At 72.7% G+C, this 13,210-nt stretch carries 12 protein-coding genes; 6 read left to right on the forward strand and 6 right to left on the reverse strand.

What is annotated here, in order from left to right:
* Positions 1-25 precede the first annotated feature (25 nt).
* The 4 genes from mgrA to ACIQFU_RS09565 form a co-directional block, all read right to left on the reverse strand.
* Positions 26-1,072, reverse strand: a complete 1,047-nt coding sequence (gene mgrA, locus ACIQFU_RS09550; RefSeq protein ID WP_402550292.1) for an L-glyceraldehyde 3-phosphate reductase — start codon at positions 1,070-1,072, stop codon at positions 26-28.
* 93 nt (positions 1,073-1,165) lie between these two features.
* On the reverse strand, positions 1,166-1,960 hold the full coding sequence (locus tag ACIQFU_RS09555; RefSeq protein ID WP_402550293.1) for a DeoR/GlpR family DNA-binding transcription regulator: 795 nt from the start codon (positions 1,958-1,960) through the stop codon (positions 1,166-1,168).
* Positions 1,961-2,038: 78 nt separating this feature from the next.
* The gene (locus tag ACIQFU_RS09560) at positions 2,039-3,397 is read right to left on the reverse strand and encodes a gluconate:H+ symporter (RefSeq protein ID WP_402550294.1); all 1,359 of its coding nucleotides are present in this window, start codon (positions 3,395-3,397) and stop codon (positions 2,039-2,041) included.
* Positions 3,394-4,806 (reverse strand): homoserine dehydrogenase, encoded by a 1,413-nt coding sequence (locus ACIQFU_RS09565; protein ID WP_402550295.1) that lies wholly within the window; start codon positions 4,804-4,806, stop codon positions 3,394-3,396. Before ACIQFU_RS09565 ends, ACIQFU_RS09560 begins: the two co-directional genes overlap by 4 nt.
* A gap of 217 nt (positions 4,807-5,023) precedes the next feature.
* On the opposite strand from ACIQFU_RS09565, the gene otnK reads away from it, so the two are divergent.
* Positions 5,024-6,316: a 3-oxo-tetronate kinase gene (gene otnK / locus ACIQFU_RS09570; protein WP_402550296.1), complete on the forward strand. Its 1,293-nt coding sequence runs from the start codon at positions 5,024-5,026 to the stop codon at positions 6,314-6,316.
* On the forward strand, positions 6,313-6,957 hold the full coding sequence (locus ACIQFU_RS09575) for a class II aldolase/adducin family protein (protein ID WP_402550297.1): 645 nt from the start codon (positions 6,313-6,315) through the stop codon (positions 6,955-6,957). Before otnK ends, ACIQFU_RS09575 begins: the two co-directional genes overlap by 4 nt.
* Before the next feature lie 14 nt (positions 6,958-6,971).
* On the opposite strand, the gene ACIQFU_RS09580 is transcribed toward ACIQFU_RS09575, so the two are convergent.
* Positions 6,972-7,337 (reverse strand): darcynin family protein, encoded by a 366-nt coding sequence (locus tag ACIQFU_RS09580; protein WP_402550298.1) that lies wholly within the window; start codon positions 7,335-7,337, stop codon positions 6,972-6,974.
* A gap of 37 nt (positions 7,338-7,374) precedes the next feature.
* Entirely contained in the window at positions 7,375-8,268 is an 894-nt protein-coding gene (locus ACIQFU_RS09585) for an NAD(P)H-binding protein (RefSeq protein WP_402550299.1), read from the reverse strand.
* 112 nt (positions 8,269-8,380) lie between these two features.
* Here ACIQFU_RS09585 and ACIQFU_RS09590 point away from each other — a divergent pair, with 112 nt between their 5' ends.
* The 4 genes from ACIQFU_RS09590 (at position 8,381) to ACIQFU_RS09605 (ending at position 13,193) form a co-directional block, all read left to right on the forward strand.
* Positions 8,381-9,334 (forward strand): LysR family transcriptional regulator, encoded by a 954-nt coding sequence (locus ACIQFU_RS09590; protein WP_402550300.1) that lies wholly within the window; start codon positions 8,381-8,383, stop codon positions 9,332-9,334.
* A 353-nt stretch (positions 9,335-9,687) separates the two neighbouring features.
* On the forward strand, positions 9,688-11,208 hold the full coding sequence (locus ACIQFU_RS09595; protein ID WP_402550301.1) for a catalase: 1,521 nt from the start codon (positions 9,688-9,690) through the stop codon (positions 11,206-11,208).
* Between the two features lie 166 nt (positions 11,209-11,374).
* Positions 11,375-12,103, forward strand: a complete 729-nt coding sequence (locus tag ACIQFU_RS09600; RefSeq protein ID WP_402550302.1) for an esterase/lipase family protein — start codon at positions 11,375-11,377, stop codon at positions 12,101-12,103.
* Between the two features lie 169 nt (positions 12,104-12,272).
* Positions 12,273-13,193 carry an SDR family oxidoreductase gene (locus tag ACIQFU_RS09605; RefSeq protein ID WP_402550303.1) on the forward strand — a complete coding sequence of 307 codons (921 nt, stop codon included), beginning with the start codon at positions 12,273-12,275 and terminating at the stop codon, positions 13,191-13,193.
* Positions 13,194-13,210: the final 17 nt, after the last annotated feature.

The following is a 13,210-nucleotide window of genomic DNA, read 5'->3' on the forward strand; positions in this document are numbered from 1 at the left end:
CCGGCCGCTGTGCCGCCCCGGCGGCTCAGCCGAGCTCGCCGGTGCGGGCCCCCCGCCACAGGTCGACGTCGCCGTCGACGACCGCGTGCTTGTCGATCTCGGCGAGTTCGTCGTCGCCGAAGGAGAGGTTGCCCAGGGCGGCCACGTTCTCCTCCAGCTGCTCGGGGCGGGAGGCGCCGATGACCAGCGAGGTGACGCGCGGGTCGCGCAGCGCCCAGGCGAGCGCCATCTGCGCGAGGCTCTGGCCGCGGCGGGCGGCGATGTCGTCGAGGGCGCGCAGTCGCCGGACGGTGTCCTCGGTGAGCCAGCCGGTCGCGAAGGACTTGCCCTGGGTGGCGCGGGACCCCTCGGGCACGCCGTCGAGGTAGCGGCCGGTGAGCAGGCCCTGGGCCAGCGCGGTGAAGCCGATGACGCCGAAGCCCTCGTCGGCCGCCGCGTCGAGCAGCCCCTCGGTCTCGATCCACCGGTTGAGCATGTTGTACGACGGCTGGTGGATGAGCAGCGGCGTGCCCAGGTCGCGCAGGATCGCGGCGGCCCGCCGGGAGCGTTCGGCGTCGTAGGAGGAGATGCCGACGTAGAGCGCCTTGCCCTGGCGGACCGTGGTGTCCAGCGCCGTCATGGTCTCCTCCAGCGGGGTGGAGGCGTCCAGTCGGTGGGAGTAGAAGATGTCGACGTAGTCGAGGCCCGTGCGCTTCAGGGACTGGTCGAGGGAGGCGAGCACGTACTTGCGGGAGCCGCCGCCCTGGCCGTAGGGGCCGGGCCACATGTCCCAGCCGGCCTTGGTGGAGATCACCAGTTCGTCGCGGTACGGCGCCAGGTCCTGCCGCATGATCCGGCCGAAGTTGATCTCGGCGGAGCCGTAGGGCGGGCCGTAGTTGTTGGCGAGGTCGTGGTGGGTGATGCCGAGGTCGAAGGCGCGCAGGGCGATCCGCCGCTGGGTCTCGAAGGGCGTGTCGTCACCGAAGTTGTGCCAGTAGCCCAGGGACAGCGCGGGCAGGTCCAGCCCGGAGCGTCCGGTACGGCGGTAGTGCATGGTGCCGTCGTAGCGGCCGGGGTCGGCGACGTGGTTCATGGGGGTTCTCCGGTGGGGAAGCGGGGCCGGGCGGCCCGTGACCGCCCGGCCGCGGCGGCATCGCGGGCACCGTCAGTTTCTCATCCGCCCGGGTCAGGGGCGGGCCAGGACCAGGGACGAGCCGCCGGCCCGGATGCCCTCGGCGGCGGCGTCGGTCAGGTCGGTGTCCGTGACGATGGTGTCGAATGCCGTCAGCGGTGCCACCCGGTAGCGGCCGAAGGTGCCGTACTTCGACGAGCCCGCCACCAGGACGGAGTGCGCGGCCGAGGCCATGGCCGCCTGTTTGACGTCCACCTTGGGTTCCGACGGGGTGGTGGTGCCGCGGAGCAGGTCCCAGGAGCTGGTGCTGACGAAGGCGATGTCCAGGGCGAGTTGCCGCAACGTGTCCGCCGCGAGACGGCCCACGCTGGAGCGGTTGGAGACGTCGACACGACCGCCGACGTGGACCAGTTCCAGGTTCTCGGCGTCCATCAGCCGTCCGATGGTGGTGAAGTCGTTGGTGACCACGGTGAGGCCGGACAGCCTGGCGAGGGCGGGGGCCATGGCGAGCAGGGTGGTGCCCGCGTCGAGGTAGACGGTCATGCCGTCCTGGACCAGGCGGGCGGCCTCTGCGGCCATCGCCCGCTTCTGGGGCTGCTCGACCTCGGACTTGTCGAGGAAGCCGGGTTCGGTGCTGATGGTGCTGGCGATGCGCACTCCGCCGGGGACGGAGAAGACCAGGCCGCCGCGCTCCAGTTCGGCGATGTCGCGGCGCACGGTCATGTGGGAGACGCCGAGCAGCCGGGTGATCTGCTGCACGCTGAGCACCCCGTCGCGCCTGAGGTGCTTCAGCAGTTGCTCGCGCCGCTGGTCGGGGATGAGCGGAGGCTGCCCGCCGTCCGAGGTCATGGTCTGGTCTCCCTTCGACCGTGCTGACGTTAGCCGATGATCATGCCGGTGACGGGCGGGACCGTCACCGGCGGGGTCTCAGCCGTGCACCACGGTGCTGAGCAGCATCACGCCGCCGAGGCTGAGCAGCGACTGGAGGGACAGCATCAGGGTCCAGGTGCGGAAGGTCTGCGCGACCGACAGCTGGAAGTACTCCTTGAACAGCCAGAACCCGGAGTCGTTGACGTGGGAGAGCATCACCGCTCCCGAGGCGGTGGCCAGCACCATCAGTTCCGGCGAGGTGCCGGGCGAGGCGCTGAGCAGCGGCGCGACGATGGCGGTCGCCGCGGCGGTGGCGACGGTCGCCGAGCCGAGGCAGATCCGCAGCAGGGCGGCGACCAGCCAGCCCAGCAGCAGCGGGGGTATCGCCCAGTCCACGGCGTAGTCCGAGATGAGCTGGTCGATCCCGGTCTCCGTCAGCATCGCCTTGAAGCCGCCGCCCGCGCCCAGGATGAGGATGATCGCGCCGACCGGGGCGAGCCCCTTGGACGCCATCTTCTGCAGCTGGCCGAGGCCGAACCCGGACCGGACGCCGAGGGCGAAGAAGGCGAAGATCACGGCCGCCAGCAGGGACAGCACGGAGGAGTTGCAGGCGTCGAAGAACTGGTACGGCAGCGTGCCCTCGGCCGTGTTGGCGGTGCCCAGGGTGCCGATGAGCATGAGGCCCGGCGGGAGCAGCACGGTGATGAGCGCGAGGGTGAAGGAGGCCGGCTTGCGGCGGTGCTCGGGCTCGGTGCTGACGGACTGGACCGGGCCGCGGTCGAGGTCCGGCGCGGGGCCGAACCAGCGGCTGACGACCTTGGTCAGCACCGGTCCGGTGAGCACGGCCATCGGGATGCCGATGACCAGGCCCCACAGGATGGTGAGGCCGGTGTTCGCGCCGTAGGCGGAGACGGCCAGGGTCGGCGAGGGGTGCGGCGGCAGCAGTCCGTGCGACACGTACAGTCCCGCGGCCATCGGCAGTCCGACCCACAGCAGGTGGGTGTTGCTGCGCTTGGCGACGGTGTACACGAGCGGCACCAGCATCACGAAGCTGACGTCGAACAGGTGCGGCATGCCGATCAGCAGCGCGGCGGCGGTGATGGACGCCGGGATCCACTTGACGGGCCGGGAGCCGATGAACACGGTGGCGATGCGGTCGGCGCCGCCGGAGCCGAGCAGGATGCCGCCCAGCAGGGTGCCGAGGCCGATGGTGGGACCGCTGCCGCCCAGGGTGTCGCCGAAGCCGTCCTGGAAGGCCTCGACGGCACGCACCGGGGCGATGCCGGACGCGATGCCGAGCCCGAGGGCGGACAGGGCGAGTGCGAGGAACGGGTGCAGCTTGGTCTTGGTGATCAGCAGGACCAGGACGACGACGGCGGCGGCACCGAGGAGGAGGTGCTGGAGGTCGGTGCTCATGCGGCGGGTGTTCCTTCCGTGCCGTGCGGGCAGCCGCGCGAGGCGCGTCCGGCGCGCCAGGCGCTCAGCAGGCCCGGGTCCGGGTCGGCCAGGTCGGCCACGCGGAGCAGTTCACCGGCGGCCACCGGCCGGGCGAGGGTGGCGTGGGCGGCGAGATAGAGGGGGGCGACGTCGTCGGGTGCGTCCTCGCCGCGCAGCAGCACCGCCCGGACGCCGGTGACGTCGTGGTGGTGGCCGCCCATCGCGAGCGCGGTCCCGGCGGGCAGGTCCGTGCGGGCGCGGCCGGCGAGCACGGCGTACGAGCGGGGATCGGTGCCGCCGGACGGGCGGTGGTGGAGCACCGCCGAGAGCAGGCTCACCGGGGTCTCGACGCCCATCAGGTGGTACGGGAGGTAGATCGCGGCGTACCGGCCGTCCTTGCTGAGGACGTGGCCCTTCTCACGCAGCGTCTCCCAGGTCACCGGGTCGTCGGTGCGGACGACGACGAAGACGCCGCCCGCGAAGGATGCCTCGCCGGGCAGGCGCAGGGCGCTGAAGACGTCCACGGCGCCGTCGCGGGCCAGCACGCCGCCGTCCTCGCGGGGACGGTAGACGTCGGCGAGTTCGGCGATGCGCGCGACGGGGTAGTGCAGGCGTTCCGTGTCCGGGCGGAAGCCCGTGTTGTTGGCGACGACGGCCATCTCGCAGTAGTCCGCGGTGGCGCCGGTGGGGAGGCCGGCCACGGCCGCGGCGCGGGCGTCGAGGGTGGCACGCACGTCGTCGCCGAGGTCGAGGAGCCCGGAGAGCGCCGGTGCGGGCACCGTGGTGTCGAGCTGGGTGACGGTGCCGGCCTCGGGGTCGTGCACGAGGTCGTACTCGGTGGACTTGCCGATCGCCACGATGTCGAGACCGAGCAGCTCGGCCCAGGTGACCAGGCCGATGAGGTTGGCCGGCTGGTCGCCGTCGGCGGTGGTGTAGACGAGGCCCCGGGCGGCGGCGAGGTCGGCGAGGTGGAGTCCGGCGACGGAGTCGACCTCCTTGCTGACCATCGCGACGTGGCGGTCGGCGGCGAGGGCGGCTTCGGCCATGGCGAGGCCGTCCGCGGGGCTGCCGGTCGCCTCCACGAGGATGTCCCAGGGGGCCGAGGTCAGGAGCGCGGCGTCGGCGACCAGGGCGATGCCGCCGCGCGCGACCGTGTCCGCCACGGCCGCCGCGTCGTGGCACTCGGCCGGCCGCGTGGTGTCGTATCCCAGGTCGTCCAGCATCGCGCGCAGCCTGGGCAGGTCGCGGTCGCACAGGACGGCCGGGACGAGGCCGGGCAGACGGCGGCTCTGGGCCAGGAGGGTGCGCGCGAATCCGCCGCCGGCGCCGGACAGTGCGTAGCGCACCGTCCGGTCGCCGGTGTCGGCGAACAGGTGATGCAGGTTCATGAGGCCCTCCTGAATGAGCGCGCAAGGTGGTGGCAGGGGCTTCTCGCGCGGTCGACGGGGCGACGGTGTGCCGTGGGACGCGCGTGCCAGAAGCAGCGAATGAACAACGTGTATCACCAGATCCCATCTGGGTAAAGTCTGGTAACATAATTTCACAGATCATCACGGGTGGCCGTCGGCCGCACCACGAACCCGGACAGCAACGCAGGAGCACTTGATGCCGACCCTCGGGGCCATCGCAGACGATTTCACCGGCGCGACCGACCTTGCGACGATGCTGGTCGCCCGCGGTTTCCGGACCGTGATCGCCGTCGGCGCCGAGGCCGTCGTCTCCCCCGCGCAGCCGCAGGCGCCGGACCGGTGGGCCGACGCGGACGCCGTCGTGGTGGCACTGAAGTCCAGAACGGCTCCCGTCCCGGAGGCGGTGGAGCAGTCGCGCCGGGCGCTGCGCGCACTGCGGGCGATCGGCTGCCGGCGCTTCTACTTCAAGTACTGCTCGACGTTCGACTCCACACCCCGCGGCAACATCGGGCCGGTGGCCGACGCGCTGCTGGCGGAGACCGGCGAGCGGCGCACGGTGGTGGTCCCCTCCTTCCCGGCGACCGGGCGGACCGTGTACCGGGGGCGGCTCTTCGTCCACGACGACCTGCTCGACGAGAGCCCCATGCGCCACCATCCGCTCACTCCGATGCTGGACTCCCGCGTCGACCGGCTGCTGGAGCCGCAGACGGACCACCCGGTCACCCGGATCGGCCTGGACACGGTCCGGGCCGGTGCGGCCCGCCTCCGTGCGGTCCTGGACGAGGAGGCCCACGCCGACGCGCTGACCGTCGTGGACGCCGTGGACGACGAGGACCTGCGGACCATCGCCGCCGCCACCGAGGGCTTCGGGCTGGTGACCGGCGCCGCCGGGCTCGCCGTGGGACTCACCGGCCCGCATCCGGAGCAGGCGCGCGCACGGCCCGCGTCCCGCGAGGACGACCCCGGGGTCGTCCTCGCGGGCAGCGCCTCCGCCGCGACCCGGGCGCAGGTCGCCCACGCCCTGGACCTGCTGCCGCACCGGCGGCTCGACCTGACCCGGCTGCGCGCCGACTTCGACGGCGCCGTGGCCGACCTGACCGCCTTCGTGCGCGACCGGTGGGCGGACGACCCCGCCCGGCCGCCACTGATCTACGCGGTCGCGGCGCCCGAGGACGTCGAGACCGACACGCCGGCCGGCGCGGAACCACCGTCGTCCCTGGTGGAGAGGGCCCTCGCGGCCTGCGCGAAGACCCTTGTGGACGCCGGGGCGCGACGGCTGCTGGTGGCGGGCGGCGAGACGTCGGGGGCCGTCGTCACCGCGCTGCGCGCCCGCACCCTCGCCGTCGGGGCGCCCATCGCCCCCGGTGTCGCCTGGGCGCGCACCGAGGTGAGCCCCTCCGGCACCGCCCACACCGTCGACCTCGCCCTGAAATCGGGGAACTTCGGCGGCACCGACATCTTCACGCAGGCATGGGAGCAGCTCGTATGACCGCCCTCGCACAGGAACTCGTCGCGGCGGCGGCCCACTTGGCCGGGCTCGGTCTGAGCCCCGGCTCCTCGGGCAACGTCAGCGTCCGGGACGGCGACCGTGTCCTGGTCAGCCCGACCGGCACGGACCTCGCCGCGCTCGACCCCGGGAAGCTGTCGGTGCTCGCCCTCGACGGCACCCACCTCGGCGGACCGGCGCCGTCCAAGGAGTACCCGCTCCACCTCGCCTTCTACCGACGCGAGCGGGCCACCCGGGCCGTCGTCCACCTGCACTCCCGGCACGCGGCGGCGGCCTCATGCCGCGCGCCCTGGTCCGAACGCAGTGCGCTGCCGCCGCTGACGCCGTACTTCGTCATGCGGGTCGGACAGATACCGCTGCTCCCCTACGCCCCGCCCGGCGACCCCGCCCAGGCCGCGGGCCTGGAACGGCTCGCCTTCCCCTGCCGGGCCGCGCTGCTGCAGAACCACGGCCCGGTCGTGGCGGGCACGTCGCTGCGCGCGGCGACGGAGGCCGCCGTCGAGGTGGAGGAGGCCTCCGCGCTCCAACTGCTCCTGGGGGACCGGCCGGTGCGCCATCTGACTCCGGGCGAGGCGACCGCGCTGGCCCGGAAGTACGGCACCTACTGGGAGCCGGTGCACTGAGCCACCGCCGGAGGTCAGGTGGAGATGCTGGTGACCGCCTCGACCCCGTAGGTGCGCGCGTAGCCGTTCTCCGTGCCGACCAGGAGGTCGACCACCTCGAAGTACCGGTCCCAGAAGGGCGTCTCGCGCAGGGCGTCGACGAGGAGCTGGTAGGCGTGGTGGTCGTCGGCCTCCCAGACCCAGACGTCGGTGACGCGGGCGGAGTAGAACTCCGTGTCGTAGAAACGTGACCGGACACCGGTGGTCCTGGCCCTGACCGCCGGGACGACCTCCGTGGCGAAGGCGTGCACCCGCTCCTCGACGGTCAGGGCGAGCCATTCGGGCGTGGTCTTGACGAGCATGAACGCGGTGACCGGGGGTTCGGTGGTCTGTGCGGGCATGGTTGATTCCTTTTCGGGAGGGTGATGGGACGAGGGGTCAGGAGCGGACCGCGGGCTCGAGGGTCTGGGCGACCCAGTGCTCGAAGGTGGTCGGGGTGGCCGTGTCCGGGGTGCGGGTGACGCCCGCGTCGAGGCCGTCGTCCTTGGCCCGCTTCATGTCGACCACGGCCTCGACGAACGCCTTGTCGAGGCCGTGGGAGACGAGCGTCGTGCGCAGGTCGTCGAGCGCCTGGCGTTCGTAGCGGACGGGGCGGCCGAGCCGCTCGGTCATGATGCGGGCCAGGTCGTTGGGCGACAGGTCCCGCGGCCCGAGCACCGGGACGCTGCCGGTGCCGGTCCAGGACCGGTCGAGCAGCAGACCGGCCGCCACGGCCGCGATGTCGGCGACGGCCACGAGAGGGGCCTTGCGGTCGGCGTCGACGACGTCGGTGAAGCAGCCTTTCTCCCGGATCGAGCCGGCCTCCTCCAGGAGGTTCTCGAAGAAGGAGGGGTTGGCCAGGGCCCGGTAGGCGACGCCGGTCTCCTCCATGAGGTCGTCCACCGCGAGGGACGCGGTGACGAGTCCGGCGCGGCCGGCGACCGGGGTGCCGCGGCCGAGGGCGGACACGCCGACGACATGGCCGACGCCGTGCACGGCGAGGGCGTTCGCGGCGGGGAGGGAGAAGCCCCGGTAGGCGTCGTCGGGGGTGCGGGAGGGGTCCGGCGGGACTAGCCAGAAGACGGCGTCGGCGCCGTCGAAGGCCCGGTCGACGACCGCGGGGTCCCCGTGCGAGCCGGTGACCACCTCGACGCGGTCGCGCACGGCGTCGGGCAGTCGTGCGGGGTCGCGCACGATCACGCGCAGTTCCTCGCCGCGTGCGGGTGCGGAGTCCAGGAGCAGGGGCAGCAGCCGCCGCCCGATGTTCCCGGTCGGAGCAGTGATAACGATCATGAAAACCTCGTGGCTCGTGCCGTTCGGGTACGGCCTCATACTGGGGAGCCACGAGGTGTTGCCACAATGGGAACATCGGCAAGGGATTGTTGCCCGGAACGGAACAACACTGGTGAACAGCACGGATCCGGTCGCGCCGGTCGTCGACGCCAACCTCGCGGTCGCCCTCGACGCCCTGCTCAGCGAGCAGAGCGTCACCCGCGCCGCCGCTCGCATGCGCACGTCCCCCGCGGCGATGAGCCGTACCCTCGGCCGCCTCCGCCGCATCCTCCAGGACCCTCTCCTGGTCCGGGCCGGGCAGAGCATGGTGCCGACGCCGAGGGCGCTGGCCCTGCGGGAGGAGACCGCCGCCGTGGTGCGCCGGCTCGGTGTCCTCCTGACGCCGGCCACCGGCGTCGACCCCGCCGTGCTGCACCGCACCTTCGGGCTCCAGGCCGCCGATCTGGTCGGTGCGGCCCTCGCCCCCGGTCTGCTGACGCTGGCCGGGCGGGAGGCGCCGGGCATCTCGCTGCGGTTCCGGGCCGAGGAGTTGGAGGCCGGGCCGGGCCTTCGCGACGGCCGGGTCGACCTGGAGGTCGGGGCGATCGAGCACGTGGACCCGGAGACCCGGGTGGAGGAGCTGGTCACCCTGCGGATGACGGCGGCCGTCCGGCCCGGCCACCCGCTCGCCGAGGGGCGCGTGACCCCGGCCCGGTTCGCCGCCGCCGAGCACGTCGCGGTGAGCCGCCGCGGCCGCTTCGACGGTCCCGTCGACACCGCCCTCGCCGAGCACGGGCTGAGCCGCCGGGTCGCCGTCGTCCTCCCGGGACATCTCGCCGCGCTGTCCCTCGCCGCCCGCACCGACGTCGTCGCGCTGGTGCCCGCGGTGCCGGACGGCGCCGACCGGGCACCGTGCCCCCTCACCGAGCAGGCCTCGGTCCTCGGACTGCGCCTCCTCGACATCCCGCTGGCCCTGCCGCCCGTGTCCATCGGCATGGCCTGGCACCCCCGGCACACCGCCGACGGCGCCCACCACTGGCTGCGCGCGGCCGTCCGCCGGGTACTGGGCGGCCGGGCCTCCGCCTAGCGCCGCTCCGCTTGCGAGGGCCGGACGGCGGCGGAGACTGATACGGACGACGGCACTCCGGAAGGTCCCGGGCGGATGGGCGAGTACGCGGTGCGTCCCCACCCCGGGACGCGGCGGGCCGGCGGGCTCCGGCCCGGGGCGGCCCTGCCCGGCACGGCGCCGCGCCCGGACCGGATTGGCATGGCCGCTCCTGGGCACGCGCCCTGCGGAGACCGTGTGAACCGGGGCCCCGGACCCGGCTCGGGCCTCGGCTGGACCGCTGTGCCGGGCGAGGCGGAGAGGGCCGCTCCGTGTCCCGGGTCCGAGTCGCGCGGCCCCCGGGCGTCAGCCACTCCACGACGAAAGGCAGCCTCATGACGGACACCACGCCTGCCACCACCACGGACTCCGGCGCACCGGCGGAAAGCGACGAGCATTCGCTCACCGCGGGTCCGGCGGGTCCGGTGCTCCTGCAGGACGCCTACCTCATCGAACAGATGGCGCAGTTCAACCGGGAGCGCATCCCAGAGCGCCAGCCGCACGCGAAGGGCAGCGGCGCCTTCGGCCACTTCGAGGTGACGCACGACGTGAGCGCCTACACCAAGGCGGCCGTCTTCCAGCCGGGCACCCGCACCGAGCTGGTCACCCGCTTCTCGACCGTCGCGGGCGAGCGCGGCAGCCCGGACACCTGGCGCGACCCGCGCGGTTTCGCGGTGAAGTTCTACACCAGCCAGGGCAACTACGACATGGTCGGCAACAACACGCCGGTGTTCTTCGTCAAGGACCCGATGAAGTTCCAGCACTTCATCCGGTCGCAGAAGCGCCGGGCGGACAGCAACCTGCGCGACCACGACATGCAGTGGGACTTCTGGACCCTCTCGCCGGAGTCCGCGCACCAGGTCACCTGGCTCATGGGGGACCGCGGCATCCCGCGCAGCTGGCGCCACATGAACGGCTACACGTCCCACACGTACATGTGGATCAACGCGGCGGGCGAACGGTTCTGGGTGAAGTACCACTTCAAGACCGACCAGGGCATCGAGTTCTTCACCCAGGACGAGGGCGACCAGATGGCGGCGGCCGACACCGACTACCACATGCGGGACCTCTTCGAGCACATCCGTGACGGCGACCACCCGAGCTGGACGCTGCACGTGCAGGTCATGCCGTACGAGGAAGCCGCGGGCTACCGGTTCAACCCGTTCGACCTGACGAAGGTGTGGCCGCACGGCGACTACCCCCTCATCCCGGTCGGCCGCATGACGCTCGACCGCAACCCGACGGACAACCACGCCGAGATCGAGCAGGCGGCGTTCCAGCCGAACAACCTCGTCCCCGGCATCGGACCCAGCCCGGACCGGATGCTGCTGGCGCGGCTCTTCTCGTACGCCGACGCCCACCGCTACCGGATCGGCGCGAACTACCAGCAGCTTCCCGTGAACGCCCCGGTCGTCGACGTCCACACCTACTCCAAGGACGGTGCGATGGCCTACCGCAAGACCACCGATCCGGTCTATGCGCCGAACTCCAAGGGGGGTCCGGCCGCCGACACCGAGCACTTCGGTACGCCGCCCAGCTGGGAGACGGACGGGGCCATCACCCGCACGGCCTACGTCAGTCACGCCGAGGACGACGACTGGGGGCAGCCGGGCACCCTGGTGCGCGAGGTCATGGACGACGCCGCCCGGGACCGGCTCGTCGACAACGTGGTCGACCACCTGCTCAACGAGGTGACCGAACCCGTGCTGAAGCGGGCCTTCGAGTACTGGTCGAACATCGACAGGACGATCGGCGAGCGCATCGAGCGGGGGGTGCGGGCGAAGGCGGGCGAGAAGGACTTCAAGGCCGACGAGCAGCGCAATCCGGCCAGGCAGTCCATGCAGGACAAGGCCTGAGCCCTCTCGCGGTCATCCGCTCCCGCGGGGCGTGCGCCGGTCGGCGCGCGCCCCGTTCTCCGTCGTCGGCGAGTTCTCCGTGGCTGGTGATTCTGCCGATGGCGCCGGAGCCCCGCACCAGGACTCTGATCGGGTCAGGTACCCGAATCCTCTCCTGGAGGGCTCCATGCGTCGTCGTTCCCCACGCCGGCTTCTCGGTGTTCTCGCGGCCGCCGCGGTCGCGTTCGGCCTCTTCTCCTCCGCGCCGGCGGCCGGTGCGGTCACCCCCACGGGCGCCGCGGAGGCCGCGGCCGCCCAGCCACTGGCCACGAGCACGCCGGTCGTCTTCGTCCACGGCTACACCGGCAGCGCGTCCAACTGGACCACCGCGATGAGCGTCTTCCGGCTGAACGGCTGGTCCGGCTCCGACCTCTTCGCCTACGAGTACGACTCCTACGGCGACAACGTCACCAACGCCCGGGGCCTGGCCTCCTTCGTCGAGGGCGTGAAGGCGCGGACCGGCGCGAGCAAGGTGGCGATCGTCAACCACTCGATGGGCGGGCTCGTCAGCCAGTACTACCTGAAGGTGCTGGGCGGGCACTCCAGTGTCAGCCACCTCGCGTCGATCGCCGGAGCGAACCACGGGACGACGTACGCGGGCGCGTGCCTGATCTACACGACCTGCCGGCAGATGTACCCGGGCTCGTCGTTCATCGCCCAGATCACGTCGGGCGACGAGACACCGGGCAGCACCAAGTACGCCACCTGGTACTCGGCGTGCGACGGCATCATCCTCCCCTACACCAGCACGCGGCTGACCGGCGCGACCAACAACAACGTGGTCTGCCAGACGCACATCGGCTACCTGGCGGACACGGTGGTGCTGGGGCAGACGGCCCGCTTCGTGGCGTCCTGACCCGTCCGGCCGGCCTTGCGCTGATGCACCCCGCGGCATCGGGACGTGCTCCGTGACAAGGGTGATGACAGCGGCTGTCATCGACGGTTCCGGCGCCTCGCGCCTGCCGCCCGTGCCCGCATTCGCGGGACCGGCAGTCGCCATGTACGGACATATCTGGAGGGTTCTCATGCGTGTCTTCGTCACCGGCGCCTCCGGCTGGATCGGCTCAGCCGTCGTTCCCGAGCTCATCGGGGCGGGTCATCAGGTCGTGGGGCTCGCCCGTTCCGACGCCTCGGCCGAAGCGCTGGCCGCGGCCGGGGCCGAAGTGGTCCGGGGCACCTTGGACGACCTCGACGTCCTGCGGGACGCGGCCGCCGCCTCGGACGGGGTCGTGCACCTGGCCTTCAAGCACGACATCGCGTTCTCGGGGGACTTCAAGGGCGCGGGCGAGGCCGACCGGCGAGCCGTCGAGGTGATCGGCGAGGCGCTCGCGGGGTCGGGCCGGCCGTTCACGATCGCGTCCGGGACCCCCTCGATTCCCGGCCACGTGGCCACCGAACGCGACGGCCACGACCCGGACCCGGCCGCGGCGGCACGGGGCGACGCCCAGCACGTGCGGGCCGCCACGGCCGAGCTGGCGCTCTCCCTCGCGGCCCGCGGCGTGCGCTCCTGCGTGGTGCGGCTGGCCCCGACCAATCACGGCGAGGGAGACAACGGGTTCGTCCCGGCCCTCATCGGGATCGCCCGTGAGAAGGGCGTCTCCGGCTACCTCGCGGACGGCACCAACCGCTGGTCGGCGGCGCACCGTCTCGACTCCGCGCGCCTGTTCCGCCTGGCGCTGGAGAAGGCGCCCGCGGGGTCGACGCTGCACGCGGTCGCGGAGGAGGGCCTGCCCGTGCGCGACCTCGCCGCGGTCATCGGCCGGCAGCTGGACCTGCCGGTGGTGTCGGTCCCCGCCTCGGACGCGGGCGCGCACTTCGGCTGGCTGGCGGGCCCCCTAGCGGCCAACCGCGCGGCCTCCGGCGTCCTGACCCGCGAGCTGCTGGGGTGGGAGCCCGTCCAGCCCGGGCTCGTCGAGGACCTGGAGCAGGGCCACTACTTCGAGTAGCCCTGCACCGGTCCCGG

Origin of the sequence: Streptomyces sp. NPDC093065, assembly GCF_044754585.1 — a bacterium.
Classification (GTDB): Bacteria; Actinomycetota; Actinomycetes; order Streptomycetales; family Streptomycetaceae; genus Streptomyces.

What these genes read in the sequence shown, in the direction of transcription:
- mgrA (WP_402550292.1), bottom strand. Translation starts at nt 1,072, where the DNA reads ATGAACCACGTCGCCGACCCCGGCCGCTACGACGGCACCATGCACTAC.
- ACIQFU_RS09555 (WP_402550293.1), bottom strand. Translation starts at nt 1,960, where the DNA reads ATGACCTCGGACGGCGGGCAGCCTCCGCTCATCCCCGACCAGCGGCGC.
- ACIQFU_RS09560 (WP_402550294.1), bottom strand. Translation starts at nt 3,397, where the DNA reads ATGAGCACCGACCTCCAGCACCTCCTCCTCGGTGCCGCCGCCGTCGTC.
- ACIQFU_RS09565 (WP_402550295.1), bottom strand. Translation starts at nt 4,806, where the DNA reads ATGAACCTGCATCACCTGTTCGCCGACACCGGCGACCGGACGGTGCGC.
- otnK (WP_402550296.1), top strand. Translation starts at nt 5,024, where the DNA reads ATGCCGACCCTCGGGGCCATCGCAGACGATTTCACCGGCGCGACCGAC.
- ACIQFU_RS09575 (WP_402550297.1), top strand. Translation starts at nt 6,313, where the DNA reads ATGACCGCCCTCGCACAGGAACTCGTCGCGGCGGCGGCCCACTTGGCC.
- ACIQFU_RS09580 (WP_402550298.1), bottom strand. Translation starts at nt 7,337, where the DNA reads ATGCCCGCACAGACCACCGAACCCCCGGTCACCGCGTTCATGCTCGTC.
- ACIQFU_RS09585 (WP_402550299.1), bottom strand. Translation starts at nt 8,268, where the DNA reads ATGATCGTTATCACTGCTCCGACCGGGAACATCGGGCGGCGGCTGCTG.
- ACIQFU_RS09595 (WP_402550301.1), top strand. Translation starts at nt 9,688, where the DNA reads ATGACGGACACCACGCCTGCCACCACCACGGACTCCGGCGCACCGGCG.
- ACIQFU_RS09600 (WP_402550302.1), top strand. Translation starts at nt 11,375, where the DNA reads ATGCGTCGTCGTTCCCCACGCCGGCTTCTCGGTGTTCTCGCGGCCGCC.
- ACIQFU_RS09605 (WP_402550303.1), top strand. Translation starts at nt 12,273, where the DNA reads ATGCGTGTCTTCGTCACCGGCGCCTCCGGCTGGATCGGCTCAGCCGTC.